This window comes from Nocardia sp. NPDC058658 (genome assembly GCF_042716665.1).
Lineage (GTDB): Bacteria > Actinomycetota > Actinomycetes > Mycobacteriales > Mycobacteriaceae > Nocardia.
This window is the reverse complement of the sequence record NZ_JBHXRR010000003.1, coordinates 266,240-283,374: the sequence shown is the minus strand read 5'-3', so window position 1 is coordinate 283,374 and position 17,135 is coordinate 266,240. Positions and strand designations below refer to the sequence as shown.

Sequence of the window (17,135 nt, the reverse complement as noted above, 5' to 3'; positions counted from 1 at the left end):
CCGGGCGCAGGACGCCCTTTCGACTGGAAGTCATGAGCCAAGTATGCACAACAACCCGCGACCCGACAAGCGCGGGCGGGCACCGGCCTGGCACCCGCCCGCGGTGATCAGCTGTCGCGTCGGGCCGCCGAAGCCGCCAGATTCCGCAGGTCAGCGACCGCCCCGTCCTCGCCCCGCACACCCGACAGGGCCAGCATGGCGCTCGAGAAGAGCTGGTCGATCTGGCTGCGGCTCCAGTCCCGCCCACCTGCCGACTCGACCAACTCGGCCGCGCGCACGAGATCGTCGTCGTCGAGTTCGGCATCGCGGCCGTACAGCTCCGCCAGCGCCCGCGCCTCCGGTGTCGCCGAGTTCAGCGCCCACACCACCGGCAGCGACTTCTTGCGGTTGCGCAGGTCCGAGTGCGCGGGCTTGCCGGTGACAGCGGGGTCACCCCAGATGCCGAGCAGGTCGTCGGCGTGCTGGAACGCGCGACCCAGCGCGTTGCCGAACCCCTGTAAACCGGCGATGGCACCGGGTCCGGCATCACCCGCCAGCGCACCCAGCGCACCGGAACACCCGAACAGGGCCCCGGTCTTACGGTCGACCATCGCGACGCACTCGGGCACGCTCACATCGGACCGTCGCTCGAAAGCCATATCGGCGGTCTGGCCTTCCACCAGGTTCAGCACCGCCGCGCTGAGGACCCGGGTCGCCGGCTCGGCAGTGCGCGCGCCGGTGCGGGCCAGTCCGTCGAAAGCCAGGGTGACCAGTGCGTCGCCGGCGAGAATGGCGGGTCCGATCCCGAAGACGTGCCAGGCGGTCGCGCGGTGTCGGCGGGTGGTGTCGCGGTCCATCACGTCGTCGTGCAGCAACGAGAAGTTGTGGACGAGCTCGACCGCGAGCGCCGCGGGCATCGCCTGCGAGATGTCGGCGCCGACCGCCCTGCCTGCCAGCAGAACGAGGTTGGGCCGCAACGACTTTCCTCCGTCGGCCTGTTCGGGGTTGCCGTCGGGATCCCACCAGCCGAAGTGGTAACCGGCGATGTGGCGGATCGCTTCGGGCAACGATTCGACCGCGGTCCGCAGCGCCGTCCGGAACGGCTCGCGACCGTCGACCGCAGGGGCCTGCTCGACCGCGATGCCAGTAGTACTGATCGTCATGCGCAGTTCCTTTCCATCGAGCCGATCGCCTACACAGCGGTGGTCAGCGCCCCGAGCGCGTCCGGGACGAGCACCGCCGCACTGTGGTAGGCGCTGATCAGATAGGAAGCGACCGCCTTGTCGTCGATTCCGTTGAACCGCACGGTGATTCCCGGCGCGTACTCGTCGGGCAGGTCGGTGCTGCGCAGCCCGACCACCCCTTCGTCGTCGGCGCCGACACGCATCGCGAGGATGGTGCTCGCCCCCGATGCGCTGATCGGGATCTTGTTCGACGGCAGCAGGGGCACGTCCCGCCAGGCCCGCACCGGCTTGCCGTGCAGTTCGGTCGTGCTCGGATAGATACCGCGCGCACTGCATTCGTGCCCGAAGCGCGCGATCGTGCGCGGGTGGGCCAGGAAGAACGCGGTTTTGCGGCGGCGGGCGAGCAGCCGATCCAGATCGTCCGGGGTGGGCTTGCCGCTCACCGAACGCAACCGCTGCGTCGGGTCGACATTGTTGAGCAGCCCATAGTCGGGATTGGTGAGCAGGTCGGATTCCTGGCGCTCCCGCAGGGCCTCGACTGCCAACCGCACCTGCTGGTCGAGCTGATTCATCGGCTTGTTGTACAGGTCGGTGACGCGCGTGTGCACCCGCAGCACGGTCTGCGCCACACTCAGTTCGTATTCGCGCGGGCTCGCGTCGTAGTCGACGAACGTGCCCGGCAGCACCGGCTCACCGACGTGCCCCGAAGCCAGGTCGATCGACGCCTCGCCGCGCTTGTTGTATTTGCCCCTGGCCTGCCGGTCGGCCTCACGGACCGCCGAAAGATGCTGCGCCAGTGCGGGACTGCGGTCGAGGATGCGCTCGAGGTCGTTCCTGGCCAGGCTGAGCACCGTGCAGCTGGTCTCGGCGGTGGCGGTGAATTCCCAGATGGCCGACTCGTCGAGGAGCACCTCGCTACCCAGCTCGCCGCCGTCGCCGACGACATCGAGCACCACCCGGTCCCCGTACTCGCCCGTGCGATTGGTGACCGCCTGCCCGTGCGCGATCACGAAGAGCCGATCGATCGGGCTGCCGAATTCGCACAGGGTCTCCCCCGGGCCGAACTCCTCCTGGACGAACGCCGAGGCGAGTTCGCGCAGGACGTCCTCGTCGTCGACACCGCTCAAGGCGCGCAGTTCCCGCAGTTCCGGTGCGATGACCTGGTAGTTCCCACCCGACAGCGTGCAGGTGATGTAGCCGTCGCCGACGGTGTAGGTGAGCCGCCGGTTCACCCGGTAGGTGCCGCCGTCGACCTCCACCCACGGCAGTTCGCGCAGCAGCCACAGCGGGGTGCGTTCTTGGTTCTGTGGAACGGATTTCGTGGTGGTGGACAGCGCCCGCGCCGCGGGGACGCCGAGGGCGGTGAGTTCTGCTGAAGTCACGAGCTACTCCTGACCGTTCGAGGGGAAGGGGTGCGCACAAAGTGTCGAGCGGCCGAGGTACCGAGCCCGTGCGGAGCGAACCTCGGCACCGCCGTGACGACACCGAGTGCCGGTGGGTAGCGCTGGTTTTCGGGCACATACCGGCTGGTGTCGCGGTGCCAGAGCAGCACGCCCGCGATCCAGTCCTGCAGTTCGCCCACGTAGTCGGTCAGCGCCCGGCGCGCGGCGGCGTCGAGCCGGTGGTGTTCGAACAGCACCGGCAGCTCTTCGAGCACGAGTCGCTGGAACTGCCGCATCCTGGCCCGCATGAGATCGGCCACGATCGCGACGGCACGGTCCCGATCGCAGGCGAGGAAGGTCTCGACCACGAGCACCATGTTGTGCAGCTCGCCCTCGTAGTCGATTTCCTTCTGATACGAGAACAGGTCGTTGATCAGGGCGGCGTAGTCCATCGCGGACTGTTCGATACCGCGCATGGTGCTGGTCTGGAACACCGCGTCGGGCACGAGGCCGCCGCGGCCGATCTTGGACAGACCGATCGTGAGATCGGAACCGAAAGTGAGCCTGCGCATTTCGAGGTAGTCCACCGGATCGGGCACCCGGTGCTGAATGTGGTTGGCCAGTTCCCACAGCCAGCTCTCGACCATCCGCTCGACCGAGGACTTGAACGTCTCTCGCGCGCCCGGTGCCATCGTGGCGACGGTGCGCGGCCACAGATCGGCCAGGCCGCGCTCGAGCGGATTCAGCGGCTCCGGTACGGCACCGAGGTCGACGGGCATGAACAGCGACAGGCGCGCGTTGGCGGCTTTGGCCGCCGCCATCGCACCGGTCGGGTTGAACAGGGCCGGGTAATAGTCGTCGGCCCAGGTGCCCCAGGTCAGCCAGCACGCCGACAAGGTGAGCGCTTCCGCGGTCGCATCAGGATCCAAACCCGCTGAGCACAGGGCGAAGTCGAATCCCACGTTGTCCTGCTCGGTCCACAGTTGGCGCCCACCCAGTTCGGGAATCGCGTCGTAGAAGCCGACGCGACCTGCCCAGTCAATGCTCTCGCGGCGAGCCGTGGGCAGGTGCGGGCACACACTCACCTCGAAAGGTACATCGAACTCGGGCAACGGCAACTGGCCGGCCGGGGCGCTCAGGCCCCGACTGTGGTTACGCAACCCACCGGGGGCCGCCAACCCGCGAGCCAACCCGGAAAGTCCCGATGTTCCAAGACCTTTCGGGCCACCGAGCACGGGCACCTGACGCGCCCCAGCCGACTCGTTCATGTACCGGTTGGACCGCAGATGCCATTCGTGCCCACCGGACTGCCAATCCTGCAGGCCCTGCACATACGACAACGTCGACGCCCGCCCGGCCGGGTCGATCGCGTGCTCGTCGAACAACGGTCCCAGCTCGGTGAGCACGGTGTTCTCGAATTGGTGCATGCGCGAGGTGAGCTGATCGTTGACCCGATCCGCCGCTTCCTGCGGCGAGCAGCCGAGAAAGTGCTCGACCACCAGCACGCCGTTGTTGACCTCACCTTCCTGTTCGGTTTCGCGCTGATACGAGAAGATGTCGTTGCGCAGGTGCACCGCGTCGGAGAAGGTGTCCTTCAGCACCCGCAGCGGCCGCGACCCGACCAGCGCTTCGGGCACTTCGATCCCGCGCGCGTATTCGACCAGGTCCGCCGACCAGGGCGCGCCGCCGACCTTGCGCCGCATCTCGATGTAGTCGATCGGATTCGGCACGCGCGCGCCGTTGATGTTGCGGATCTCCCACACGCAGTCCAGCAGCAGATTGCGGGTGCTCTCGGCGAACCGCTCCCGCCAGGCCGACGACATCACCGGTACGGTGCGCGCCCACAGATCCCCCAGCCCGGCCTCGTCGGGATTGGTCGGTTCCGGCATCGCGGCCGGGTCGACCGGCATGAAAGTGGCCAGCCGGTCGAGGTATTCGCGCGCGCCGTCGAGATCGCCGGTGCGCTTGAAGGCGTCGAGGAAGTGATCGTCGAAGTAGAAGACCCAGGTGTACCAGTCGGTGACGGTGTTGAGGACCTCGGCGTCGGCGTCGGGATGGGTGTAGGCGCACAGGCCCGCGTAGTCCATCCCGTCGAAGGTCGGCTCGTCCCAGACCACGTCACCACCGACCGTCGGTCCGAGCATGCCCATGTCGTGCGCCCACGACTTCGTATGCGCGCGAGCGGTTTCGACATTCGGGTTCAGCCTCGGCGGATGGGCGATGTAGAACTCGGGCAGGTGGAAGGGCTGCACCGCCGTCAGCCTTCGCGACCGATTTCGACGTTCTCGAGGATCGCCAGCGCGTCGGGCACGAGGACCGCCGCCGAGTAATACGCGCTGACGAGGTAGGAGATGATGGCCTTCTCGTCGATGTTCATGAACCGCACGTTCAGGCCGGGCTCGTATTCGTCGGGGATGCCGGTCTGACGCAGGCCGATCACGCCCTGGTCTTCCTCGCCGGTGCGCATCAGCATGATCGCGGTGGTGTTGGTGGCCGAGACGCCGATCTTGTTGCACGGCAGGATCGGAATGCCGCGCCAGGCGGGCACCTTGTGGCCGCCGAAGTCGATGCTGGTGGGGTAGAGGCCGCGGCGGTTGCATTCGGCGCCGAACGCGGCGATCGCGCGCGGATGCGCCAGGAAGAACGACGGGTCCTTCCAGACCAGTGCCAGCAGATTGTCCAGGTCGTCGGGCGTGGGCGGGCCGGACTGGGTGGAGATGCGCTGGTCGAGGTCGGCGTTGTGCAGCAGACCGAAGTCGGGGTTGTTGACCAGCTCGTCTTCCTGGCGCTCGCGCAGGGCTTCGATGGTGAGCCGCAACTGCTGCTCGGTCTGGTCCATCGGCTTGTTGTAGAGATCGGCGACGCGGCTGTGTACGCGCAGCACGGCCTGGGCGATGCTCAATTCGTATTCGCGCGGGGAGGTTTCGTAGTCGACGAAGGTGCCGGGCAGCACCGGTTCGCCGACATGGCCGGAGGCCAGTTCGATGCGCGCCTCGCCGTGATCGTTGGCTTGCTCGGCGAGCCGTTCGGCATCAGCGGCGACCGCGTCGAGATGGGCGCGCAACGACGGGATCGTGCGGTCGAGTTCGTCCAGCGCCGTCCGGTCCAGGACGAGCGCGGTCACCGGGGTGAGGGCTTTGACGCTGTAGCCCCAGGTCGAATCCTGGCCCGTGAGCGCCTCTTCACCGAAGAACGCACCGTCGGCCAGGGTGACGAGGACAGTGCTCTCCCCGTATTCGCCGGTGCCGACCTTGTTCGTCTTGCCGTGCGCGATCAGCACCAGCTCCTCGGCCGGACTGCCGAGGGTCACGAGGTTTTCACCGGCGGCGTACTCGCGCTGCACGAAGCGGCCGGCGAGGGTGTCGAGGGCGTCGTCGTCGGGGTAGTCGCGCAGATAGCCCAGCTCCCGCAGCTCGGCGGGGATCACCCGCACGTTCGCGCCGGTGGTGACGAAGGTGATCCGGCCGTCGCCGACGGTGTAGGTCAGTCGCCGGTTGACACGGTAGACGCCGCCGTCTGCCTGCACCCACGGCAGCAGTTTCAGCAGCCAGCGCGAGGTCTTGCCCTGCATCTGGGGCACCGACTTGGTGGTGGTGGCCAGATTGCGCGCGGCGGCGGTGCTGAGACTTTGCTGTGTGGACGCAGCGGGGGCGAAGGGTTCGGCCAACTCTGTCATGTGAAATCCCTTTTGTCGCAGTGCATGTGGACGAGCACGAGCCATACGGGGTGAAGATCACGAGCAGCGAAGCGGCGGCGATTCAAAGCAATCGCCTGGTAGCACAAGCTATTTCAGATTGTCGATGACATGACAAACGGATCTTTCAGCACGGGTTGTCGTCATCGACAGAAGGGAGAGAGGTGGATTGAACTGTGACACAACCACTTCGGGCTCATCAGACTCGAGCCACGAACGCCGCTCTCCCCCTACAAGGAAACCACGAGAGCGACTGTCTGGCAATCCCTTCCGGCACGCCGACATGCCGGTCCCATGCGAGAAAACGAATACGTTGCGCCCGGACGATCCGGCGATCTACCATCTTCGCTGCCGACAGGAACTCACTGTCCGGCAACACATCTCAGTCATTCGTCCAGATATCCAGCCGCCGCCCACACGCGGCGTTTCTCGGCCGACATGACGAAGGTCCCCTACCCATCGAGGCAGCGGACCTTCGTACGGACAGGACGGGCGAGCTACCGAGCGTCGGTCAGTTCGCGCGTGTCGGCCTGCGCACCCAGCTGCGGATAGGTCGGGTACTCGATGCCCGAGATGTACTGCACGGTCCGCACCACCTGGCACGAGTAGCCGAATTCGTTGTCGTACCAGACGTAGAGGATCGCGGTGTCGCCCTCGACGATGGTGGCGTTGGCGTCGATGATCGAGGCCGCGCGCGAGCCGATGAAGTCGCTCGAGACCGCGTCGGTGGCGGCGGTGTAGTCGAGGTTGCGGCTCAACGGGCCTGCGAGGGAGACCTGGCGCAGGTAGGCGAGCACGTCCTGCTTGGTCGTTTCCTGCTTCAGCTGCAGGTTCAGGATCGCGACCGACACGTCCGGCGTTGGCACGCGGATCGAGTTGCCGGTGATCTTGGCCTTGAAGTCCGGCATGGCCTTCGCGACGGCCTCCGCCGCACCGGTTTCGGTGAGCACCAGGTTGAACGGCGCGGAGCGGCCGCGACGGTCGGCCTTGTGGTAGTTGTCCAGGAGGTTCTGGTCGTTGGTGAACGAGTGCACCGTCTCGACATGTCCACGCACGATGCCGAATTCGTCGTCGATGGCCTTGAGCGGCGGCACGATCGCGTTGGTCGTGCAGGAGGCGCAGGAGAAGATCTGCTGCGACAGGTCCAGGTCGCGGTGGTTGACGCCGTGCACGATGTTGGGCACGTCGCCCTTGCCGGGCGCGGTGAGCACGACCTTGGCGATGCCGGGGCGCAGGTGCTGCTCCAGACCCTCGCGGTCACGCCAGCGGCCGGTGTTGTCGATCAGGATCGCGTTGTCGATGCCGTAGGCGGTGTAGTCGATCGTCGTCGGGTCATCGCTGTAGATGAACTTGATGACGTTGCCGTTCGCGGTGATCGTCTCGTTCTCGACGTCGACCTTGATCGTGCCGTTGAAGTGCCCGTGCACCGAATCGCGGCGCAGCAGCGAGGCCCGCTTGGCCAAATCGTCGTCGCCACCCCTGCGCACCACCACCGCGCGCAGGCTCAGCCCGTTGCCCGACCCGGCCTTCTCGATCAGCAGCCGGGTGACCAGCCGCCCGATCCGTCCGAACCCGTACAGCACCACATCACGCGGCCCCTGCGACACGGCCTTGTTGCCGTCACTCACCTCGGCCAGCACCGAGGTGGTGTACTCCTCGACCGACAGCCCACGCCCGTCGGCGTGATACGCCATCACGAGCTGACCCAGATCGATCTTGCACGGCCCCAGGTCCAGCCGGCTGATCACCTGCAGAAACGGCAACGTCTCGTCCACCGACAGCTCTTCGCCGCCGATCTGACGCGCGAACCGATGCGTGCGCAGAATGCTGATCACCGACTTGTTCACCAGCGACCGGCTGTGCAGCAGAATCGTCACACCCTTGCTGCGATACAACGTCCCGATGATCGGAATCATCGCCTCCGCCGCAGCTTCCTGAGCGTTCCAGCGATCAAGTTGTTCGGTAGTCAACACACGTCCTCTGGTTTCAACGATATTTCCGCTGCATCGATGCTAGTGAGCACGGAATTTTTCACCGATGCCCACTCCCCACCGGTGAGATCACCGTCGCACCGACACTCCCGGCCTCGGTCGAAGCCGACAAACGGTCAGCTCGTGGCAGTCCAGCGGATCATGGGTGGTTTCACCCTGGCGCACAACGGGTTTCCGGTGGCGTCGGTGAGCCCGAGCCGAGCTTCCAGTACTCCCGATTCCGCCGCGGCGGCCAAGGTCTCCGCCGGGACGTCGGCGAGCATCAGTTTGGCGCGGCGGAACATGGAGGGTGTTCCGGTGTCATCGATGGCGGCCCAGCTGAGGTAGAGGAACCGCTCCCCTGGGCGGCCCTGGATGTACGGACCGTGGACGTCCGCGGCGTCAACGGTGCACTCCACCGTCCACGTGACGGTTTCCGAGTCACCGCGCTGGAGGTCGAGTAGTTCTTGCGGACGATTCTTCCGCTGTACTCCGACGTGGATGTTCGAGTACGGCGTGTCGATCCCCGCCGGCCGACACGACGAACCGGGTAGCTGTGTCCCCACGATTCGGATGAGCATCCGTCCATTCTGCGGCACTCGACGTTGCGTCGGCTCGATCCGGGCCGAGCCGACGCAACGGATTCAGATCAGCAGGACACCGCACCCCTGGACGAACTGTCGAGGGGCACCCCCAGGACTCTCGACAGCTCGCCGACACTGTCGGCGCTGGGTCGCACCACATCGCGTTCCCAGCGGCTGATCTGGTTTCCGTCCGCGATTCCGATCCAGTCGGCCAACTCCGCCTGGGTGAATCCGGAGGCCATCCTCGCCGCACGAATAGCTTTGCCGATCGTGGACATGGTCTCCCCTCTCTGTCGACGCCCTTGGCACGGACTGCATCGGCGCGGGTGCCTGTCGGCGGCCCTACTCGTGATGCTGTCTCGCGCAGCCACATTCGAAAGATATCCGCGAATCGGCCCGCGCAGGAGGCTGTGACTGCACGGCAGCTGACTGTGCACGCACAAAGTTGCGCACCCTGTCGCGCAACCCCGATTACTTCGGTGGGTCGTCCGTCTCGGCGGCGCTGCGACGCCAGTCACGTGGTGTCATGCCGAACGCATCGCGGAATCGGCGGGCGAAATGGGCGGCGTCGCGGAAGCCGACGGCACCGGCCACCGCCGCGATGGAACGGTGCGCGTAGCCGATGTCGATGAGCATGTCGCGGGCCCGGACCAGGCGTTGTTCGATGATCCACTGCTCGAGGCTGATACCCGACTGCGCACACACCTTGTACAGGTGCCGCACCGAAATATTGTTGGCGGCAGCGATTTTCGGGATCTTCAAGGTCGAGTCGGACAGGTGGGTCCGCACGTACCCGAGGATCTGCTCGATCAGCAGCTGATCCGGGATGGCACCGGCGTCACCCGGACCACGGCCTGCCGCCGAGATCAGCAGCGCCCGAACCATTTCCAGGCACGACTCGCCCACCGAGGCGGCGGCCGGATCGGCTTCGAGCTGGTCGGCGATGGCGACGAGGTGCTGGATCTGCGCCGTGACCATCGGGTACAGCGGCGATGCCGCCAGTCGACCGTGCGCCGCGACAACCGTTTCCGCGGAAATGCCGAGGCGCTCCCTCGACAGCTGCAGACACAGCGTGCCGCCGAGACCGTGCCAGCCGGAGGCGAAGGTGGGGGCCAGGTCGATCACTTCGCAGGCGCCGGGTTCGATCAGCGTTTGCGCACCGAATTGTTCGTGCCTGCGGACCTGTCCGGTCTGTACGGTCACCGTCAAAGTGTCACTGGGCGTGGATCGCTCGTGCCTGCTGGTGCGGCAGACCTGGTGACCGGATACCTCCGAGCGGGTGAGCGCGATCGGGCCGAGCATCCAGGCCTGGTGCCTGCTGACCACTTCGGCAGGCGAATCCCACATCTGCAGGTTCGCCCCGATGTCGGCTTCCTGCAGGATCGCAGTCACGGCCTCGCGCCGGTCCGCCGGCGTGAAGTAGTCGGAGTCGATCAGCACTGCCATTTGTGATCTCTACTTCGGATTCTCGCCGGCGGTGGAGCCCCTCCCGTCGCCGGCCGCTACACGTTCTCGGGTGGTGGAATTCGGGCGAACTGATTACACAAGCCTCTAGTCGCCGATGCTATCGCGCCGTGGGGGCGCCCGGAGTCCGATTCGGCAGGACCGCCGCACCGATTTCACCGACCCGCGGTGGCGTGTTCTCGTGCCGTACCCGGCCGTAACGCCAGGATTCGACGTTCGGCGTTGGTCGCCGTCGCAGCCCACTCCGGTCGCAGCGCCGCATAGGTGCACACATCGCGCCACTGTCCCTGGGTTCGGTACAGCTGCCGCAGCCGCGCCTCCGGCGTCAAGCCCACTCCCGACATCACCGTGTCCATCACCGGATGGTCGTGCCGGTGTCCCGCCCAGACCCGGTGGATTCCGAGCGGCCCGAAGGCGAAGGCCGCCATGAGCCGCGCTGCCTCGATCCCACCCGCACGCAGTGCCCCTTCCGGAATCACGACGAGGCCACCGATCATCGCGTTGCTGCCGAAATCCTCGACCAGCAGGCTGATGGTGCCGACCATGGTGTCGGCAACCGGCGCCGTGATCGCCAACGTGTATTTGCGCCGCGGATTCTCCGCACGCGAGCGCAGGACGGCGTCGAACGAGGCCTCGGCCGCCCGGACGCCCACGCTGTCGGTGCCCATGTATCGGGTCAGGTTCGGGTCGGTGAAGATCCGCTGATAGACGCCGAGGTCACCGGCACGCAGCTCACGCAACCGCAGTCGCGGGCCGACCAGTTCCACGTTGCGCAGGTCGACGGTCAACGGACTTCTTCCATCTCGCGCACGAATTCCGGAGCGAAATCTGTCGCGGGGACGAGTTCGTCGAGGTCGATGTAGGTTCGCCCCGACTCGATCAGCTCGCCGAGCAGGATCCGACGAGCCGTGTCCGCCACCAGCGCGCCGCCGAGCATCACCCCGGAGGCGAGTTGCGGCCAGCTCGACAGGCTCCGGCCGATCTCGCCGATCGCCTCGCGCATCGCCGAACTGAGCCGCGACTCGTCGACCACCTCCAACAGAAACGACAGCCGCTCGTCCCGATTCATCTTCGCGACGTCGGCCGAGGTCGATCCGCCGATCCGGCCGTGGAACAGCGGGCGATGAGGTTCGAGATCGAAACGCTCCACATCCAGTAGGCCGCGATCGTTGGCGTCCATCAGTACCGGGATCCCGCGGCTGCGCGCGTACTCGCGGGCAGCGACCTTCGCCCATACCGTGTCGCATTCCTCCACCAGCAGATCCAGTGTGCCGTCGGGTCCGTCGAAGAACTCCCCGATCGACTCCTCGGTCAACCCGTCGGTGAACACCTCGATGTCGAGATAGGGGTCGATCTCGAACATCTGACGCGCCGCCAGCACAGCCTTGGAAACCCCGAGATCATCCACCCCGGCCCGCAGCCGGTTGAGATTCGACAGCCCGAGGGTGTCGAAGTCGGCCAGGCGGAACGATCCACCGACCCCTTCCATCGCCAGCGTCACCGCCGCGCTGTTGCCCACCGACAACCCGACCACACCGATCCGCCGCTCGCGCAGATCACGCTGCTGCGCCCGGTCGATCTTGTCGCGATTGCGATCGGTGCGCACCCGCTGGAAATCCTCGCGCGCCAGCACATGCACCAACCGGCCGTTCCACGGATAGAACACCCAGGTTCCCCACCGCCACAACGGCGTCTCGCCACAGAGCCGACGGCGCGCCGCTGCCAGCGAGTCCGTCGAATGCGCGACGGCGGGGTCCTCGCAGCGGATCAGTTCGTCGAGCTGATCTTCGATCGTGTCGTGCACTGCGCTGACGGCACTCGACGCTGCCAGCGCTTCCAGGTCACGCGATCCGTCCTGACTCGACGCATCGAGCAGCACGGGACAGAAATGCGATGTCGCAGCGCCGGGCGTGAGTACCGCCGGACGCGGAACCGAGCGATGCCGAACCATATGTGCACGAACCTCCGACGCTCATGAGGCGAACGGATATCCGCTCGTCTCTGTCGACCTGGACGCGCAAAGAATACACTCAGCACACCTTCAGCTAACCGACCTCCGGTTCACCGGCATGGCGCGGCAATCCCTCAATCCGACTGGGGCGGTGCGTAATCGAATCGCAGGAAAGGCGACCCGTCCGATCTCGGTGTCTCAGTCTCGCAACGATCCCGCAAGCATTCGAGGATGCAGGACCACCGGCAGGGCCGAGGGCGAGAGGACGAAGTCCCGGTTCGAGGCTCGGACTCGGGATTTCGGGGTGGGGGCAGGCCGCCAGCGGGTCAGCAGGGCCGCGGTGGCCATGGCGATTTCGAGCATGGCGAAGTGGTCGCCCAGGCAGCGCCTGCGGCCTACGCCGAAGGAGAGGCTGGCTGTCTTGGCGGCGTCATCGGAGCGGTCGGGGTCCCAGCGGGAAGGGTCGAAGGATTCCGGGTTCGGGAAGTAGCGGGGGTCGTGCTGAACCATGTAGGGGCTGAACATGATCGGGGATCCCGCGGGGATGGTCAGGGTACCGAGGTGGATGTCTTCGGTGGCGTTGGCGGCGCTGATCCACGGGCCCCAGAAGCGGATGGTTTCCGCTACCACCTGTTTGAGATAGGGCAGGTCGGAAAGGTGTTCGGGAGTGACCGGGGCCGAACCGATCACCGTGTCGAGTTCGGCGTAGAGGCGGTCGGCTACGTCGGGGTGGCGCATCACCTCGTGCCAGAGCCAGCCTGCCAGCGAGGCCATGGAGCCCACGCCACCGGCGAGCATGAGGATCGCCTCGTCGATGATGTGGTCGTCGGAGAGGGTCGCGCCGGTTTCGCTGTCGGTGTGGCGGATGAGCGCGGAGACCACGTCGTTGAAATCTTCGTCGCGGCGGCGATATTCGGTGATGATCGCGCCGACGGCGGTGCGCAGGTGGCGGGCCTTGGTTCGCCAGCGATAGTTGGCGATGACGCGCAGTCGTCGCAGCTGCGGGGGTAGGGCGGTGCGCATGATCACCTGACTCAGCAACCAGGGGACATTGTCGCGGATCTCGCGGCGGGCGGTCGCGCCGAAGTCCGCCGTGAACAAGGTGGCCGAGACGGTGTCCAGGACAAGGCCGTGGGCTTCGTCCATGAGGTTCACCCGCTCACCAGCGGGGAGTCCGGCCGCCCAGGTGTTGGCGATATCGGCTGCGGCATGGGCGTATTCGGCCAGGCGGGTTTGGCGCAGCGCGGGCGAGATCATTCTGCGGCGGAGTTTGTGTTCCTCACCGCGCAGGACATTGACCGAGCCGCCCGCTACGTCCTCGATGGCCTCACGGAGGTCTTCGCGGTCGAATTCGGCTGTGCTCAAGGCTACTTCGCGGACGAGTTCGGGAGTGGTGAGGAGGTAGCCGGTTTTGTTGCCGAAGCGGATTCGGACGATGGGGCCGAGGGCGGAGAGTGAGGTCACGAAGCCGGGGGCGTCGGTGAGGGCGCGCAGGCTGTGTCCGAGCACCGGGAGCTCTCCGGGAGCGGTGGGGACCTCCGCGAGGGTGCGCGGCAGTGGCTGGTCCGCAGGTGTTTCGCCGGCGCGGCGGTAGATCTCGAGAACCGATTCGATCTGGCGGGACTGCCGCACCGAATCGGTCCGCTCCCCCACGATCTTTCGCATATCCGCGAGCATCGATCGATCAGCGGCCAGCTGCACCAGGGTCTCGGTGAGCGCTTCGCGGGACGGGTCCGCCGAACGGATGCCGCCACCCTCGGGAACCGTCTCGTCGAGTGCGGGATCGCAGTAGACGATCGGCAGGCCGACCGCCAGCGCTTCGAGCAGCACCATGCCCTGGGTGTCGAAACCGTGCGATGTGAACAGCAGCGCGTCGGCTGCGGCCATGGCCTCCAGGCATTCGACCTGAGTCGCTCTGCCGTGCAATCGGATTCGATCCGCCAGACGGTACTCGGCGATCAGGCTCGTCGCTGGGCCGTGCAGATCGCCCTCCCCGTAGATGTCGAGGGTGCAGTTGTCGGTGTGCCGCACCGCCTCGATCGATTCGAGGAGGCGCTTTTCCGCCGAGAGCCGCCCGCACCAGACCAGTCGCAGCGGGCCGTCCGTCGCGGGCTCCGGCACGGAAACACCGTCGAGCAGCGCGTCGTCGACGCCGTTGGAGATCACGCGAACCGATCGGGTGAGCCCGTGCCCGACCAGGAGGTCGGCGAAGTGGCGGGTCGGGGCGATCACCTGATCGGCCGCTTGACCCTGTGCCACGATCGTCCACCACGCATGGCGGGCCGCTCGGCTCTCCGCACGACGGGGCATGTGATGGTCGTGCGGGACGAAACGCCCGTGCAGCGCGCGCAGGGCCAAGGCCGCCGGATACGGTGCGGGCGAATTGCGCTCGATGAACGCGTCATCACGGCTCTGCGCGGTGTGAACGAGCGGGATGCGGTGCCGCCGAGCGGCTTTCATCCCAGCGATCGAGACGCCGTATGTTGTGTGGGTGTGCACCACATCGACCGGTCCGCGCGCGGCGAACACCGAATCGATCAGTGCGTCATTACGCCCGGTGGGCGCCACCACCGCGAAGCCGTTCATCGCCAGGCCCGAAAGCGGCTGCAACTGCACGACATTCGGATCGTCGGACGTCAGTCCCGGCGATGGTGCGACGAACAGGGTGACGCGGTGACCGCCCCGCTCGAGCCCACGACGCAAGGCGTCGACCGCGGTCTGGACGCCACCGAGTGTCGCCGGGTGATAATCCACGAACATCGCGATATGCACCGATGCCAGTGTACGGACGCCCGACGCCGGCTGAAATGCCCATATTTCCATGGTCTGGACGGTGTACCGAGCAGCACACACTGTCGATGGGCCCCACTCCGACGCCGAAAGAAGCACCTTGCGCATAGCGATACCGCTCACCGGAACCCGTGGCGACGTGCACCCCATTGTGGCGCTGGGAGTGGAGTTACGGCGGCGTGGTCATGATGTGCTGATCGGAGCCCCGCCGAACCTGGTCGAGTTCGTCACCGCCGCCGGGCTCGAAGCCCGCGCCTGCGGGCCCGATGTGCAACAGCTCTACAGCTCCGACGAGGGCCAGCGCGCGCTGGCGGCGGGCAATACGCTGCGGTTGATGCAGTTGGTCGCGAAACAGATGTCGGGGTACGCCCAGCAGATGAATCGCGAGGTCATCGAGGTGTGCGCGGGCGCGGACCTGATCGTCGCGAGCACGGTGACCGAGGACCGCGCGAGTTCGGTGGCCGAGGCCATGGGCGTGCCGCTGGTCGTGGTGCACTACTTCCCGATCAGAGCCAACAGCGCCTACCCGTTCCCCGGCGCGCTGCCGCCGCAGTGGAGTCCACCGGCCGCGATCAACCGGGCGACGTGGACGCTCGCGGAGAATCTGCGTCGCGTGGTGTTCGCGCGTTACCTCAACGATCTGCGGGACATGCTGGGCCTGAAGAGGTCGTTCGCGGGCCCGGCCGCCACCCTTGCTCGGATGGATGTCACCGAAATCCAGATCTACGATCCCGCCTTGGTGCCGGGCCTGCCCGAGCAGTGGGACGAGCGCAGGCCCTTCACCGGCTTTCTGACCCTCGATCACGACACCCGGGTGGCTGTCGGCGATCTGGCGGGCGATCACGACGGCATTCTCTCCTGGATCGACGAGGGTGAACCGCCGGTCTTCTTCGGCTTCGGCAGCATGCCGGTTCGCGATGCGGGCGCCGTGCTGTCCATGGTCGACGAGGTCTCCGCCCGGCTGGGCGTGCGCGCGCTGGTGAGTGCGGGCTGGAGTGATCTGGACACCGGGACGGCCCACCACGGCGCACAGCTCAAGATCGTCGGCGACTTCGCCCACGACGCCGTGTTCCCGCGCTGCGCCGCCGCGGTACATCACGGCGGGATCGGCACCCTGTTCGAGAGCCTGCGCGCAGGCTTGCCGACGCTGGTGTGCTCGGTGTCGTTCGAGCAACCCCTGTGGGGCGGACAGGTCGAACGGCTCGGGCTCGGCGCGCATCTGCCGTTCACGAAACTCACCTCGGCGCGGCTGGAGCAGAAGCTGGCCCCGCTGCTCACCGCCGAGCGGCGCGCTCGGGTGGCGGAATTCGCGCGCACGCTGCGCACCGAGGGCACGACCGCGTATGCCGCCGACCTCATCGAGGCCGCCGCCAAGTGACGACGCCCGTGATCCTCGCCGATACGTTCGTCATGTTCCGGCGCTGCGCGCGGCGGACGCTGCGCAGCACGGACACGCTGATCATCTCGCTGACCATGCCGATCCTGGTCATGCTGTTGTTCACCTACGTCTTCGGCGGGGCCATCGATGTGGGTGGGCCGTACCTGGATTACGTGGTGCCGGGAATCATGTTGCTCTGCACCGGATTCGGGGCATCGATCACCGCGACCGCGGTGTGCGCCGACATGACGAAGGGCAGTATCGATCGCTTCCGGACCCTGCCCATGTTCCGGCAGGCCCTGATCGCCGGGCATGTCGTCGAGGGCGTGGTTCGGACTGTGGCTGCCATCGGTATCGCGGTCGGTGTGGCGGTGGCGCTCGGGTATCGCCCGGCCGCGGGTCCGCTCGGCTGGCTGGGGGCGTTCGCGATCGTCACGCTGTTCGTGGTGGCCGTGACCTGGATCGCCGTGGCACTCGGGATGGCCGTGGACAATCCGGAGGCGGCGGGCGGGCTCACCTACGCGATCACCTTCATCCCCTACGTCAGCAGCGCGTTCGTGCGGACCACCACCATGCCGAGCTGGATGCAGGGCTTCGCCGAACACCAGCCCGCGACGCCGATCGTGGACACGGTGCGTGGACAGTTGGACGCGACAGGTGCTGGGAATTGGGGTGTGGCCGTGGCGTGGTGTGTGGCGCTCGCGGTGGCCGGCTTCGCCGGTGCCGCAACTATTTACGGGCGGCTGGCGCGCCGCTGAC

13 protein-coding genes are annotated in these 17,135 nt (G+C 66.8%); 2 read left to right on the top strand and 11 right to left on the bottom strand.

The features are described from left to right. Positions 1-107: 107 nt before the first annotated feature. The 11 genes from ACFWUP_RS08575 to ACFWUP_RS08525 all read right to left on the bottom strand — a co-directional run bounded on the left by ACFWUP_RS08575 (position 108) and on the right by ACFWUP_RS08525 (position 14,980). Positions 108-1,142, bottom strand: a complete 1,035-nt coding sequence (locus ACFWUP_RS08575; protein WP_379232153.1) for a polyprenyl synthetase family protein — start codon at positions 1,140-1,142, stop codon at positions 108-110. A gap of 29 nt (positions 1,143-1,171) precedes the next feature. After that, on the bottom strand, positions 1,172-2,545 hold the full coding sequence (locus ACFWUP_RS08570; RefSeq protein ID WP_379232151.1) for a family 2B encapsulin nanocompartment shell protein: 1,374 nt from the start codon (positions 2,543-2,545) through the stop codon (positions 1,172-1,174). Further along, positions 2,542-4,797: a germacradienol/geosmin synthase gene (locus tag ACFWUP_RS08565; RefSeq protein WP_379232149.1), complete on the bottom strand. Its 2,256-nt coding sequence runs from the start codon at positions 4,795-4,797 to the stop codon at positions 2,542-2,544. The genes ACFWUP_RS08570 and ACFWUP_RS08565 overlap by 4 nt, the downstream gene beginning before the upstream one ends. 5 nt (positions 4,798-4,802) lie before the next feature. Further along, positions 4,803-6,221, bottom strand: a complete 1,419-nt coding sequence (locus tag ACFWUP_RS08560; RefSeq protein WP_379232147.1) for a family 2B encapsulin nanocompartment shell protein — start codon at positions 6,219-6,221, stop codon at positions 4,803-4,805. A gap of 515 nt (positions 6,222-6,736) precedes the next feature. Next, positions 6,737-8,155 (bottom strand): glyceraldehyde-3-phosphate dehydrogenase, encoded by a 1,419-nt coding sequence (locus ACFWUP_RS08555; protein ID WP_379232335.1) that lies wholly within the window; start codon positions 8,153-8,155, stop codon positions 6,737-6,739. Between the two features lie 191 nt (positions 8,156-8,346). Beyond that, a complete protein-coding gene (locus ACFWUP_RS08550) occupies positions 8,347-8,790 on the bottom strand; it encodes a DUF5990 family protein (protein WP_379232145.1) in 444 nt (147 codons plus the stop codon). A 68-nt stretch (positions 8,791-8,858) separates the two neighbouring features. Beyond that, positions 8,859-9,071, bottom strand: coding sequence for a helix-turn-helix domain-containing protein (locus tag ACFWUP_RS08545; RefSeq protein WP_379232143.1), 213 nt, complete (start codon positions 9,069-9,071; stop codon positions 8,859-8,861). Positions 9,072-9,264: 193 nt separating this feature from the next. Continuing rightward, positions 9,265-10,239, bottom strand: a complete 975-nt coding sequence (locus ACFWUP_RS08540; protein ID WP_379232141.1) for a helix-turn-helix domain-containing protein — start codon at positions 10,237-10,239, stop codon at positions 9,265-9,267. 173 nt (positions 10,240-10,412) lie between these two features. Then, the gene (locus ACFWUP_RS08535; protein WP_379232139.1) at positions 10,413-11,045 is read right to left on the bottom strand and encodes a GNAT family N-acetyltransferase; all 633 of its coding nucleotides are present in this window, start codon (positions 11,043-11,045) and stop codon (positions 10,413-10,415) included. Continuing rightward, positions 11,042-12,208, bottom strand: a complete 1,167-nt coding sequence (locus tag ACFWUP_RS08530) for a ThiF family adenylyltransferase (protein ID WP_379232137.1) — start codon at positions 12,206-12,208, stop codon at positions 11,042-11,044. Before ACFWUP_RS08530 ends, ACFWUP_RS08535 begins: the two co-directional genes overlap by 4 nt. A gap of 198 nt (positions 12,209-12,406) precedes the next feature. After that, positions 12,407-14,980: a cytochrome P450 gene (locus ACFWUP_RS08525; protein WP_379232135.1), complete on the bottom strand. Its 2,574-nt coding sequence runs from the start codon at positions 14,978-14,980 to the stop codon at positions 12,407-12,409. Between the two features lie 118 nt (positions 14,981-15,098). Between ACFWUP_RS08525 and ACFWUP_RS08520 the strand changes: the two genes are divergently transcribed. Both ACFWUP_RS08520 and ACFWUP_RS08515 read left to right on the top strand, forming a co-directional pair. Continuing rightward, positions 15,099-16,376: a glycosyltransferase gene (locus tag ACFWUP_RS08520; RefSeq protein WP_379232133.1), complete on the top strand. Its 1,278-nt coding sequence runs from the start codon at positions 15,099-15,101 to the stop codon at positions 16,374-16,376. After that, positions 16,373-17,134 carry an ABC transporter permease gene (locus ACFWUP_RS08515; RefSeq protein ID WP_379232132.1) on the top strand — a complete coding sequence of 254 codons (762 nt, stop codon included), beginning with the start codon at positions 16,373-16,375 and terminating at the stop codon, positions 17,132-17,134. Before ACFWUP_RS08520 ends, ACFWUP_RS08515 begins: the two co-directional genes overlap by 4 nt. Position 17,135 lies beyond the last annotated feature (1 nt).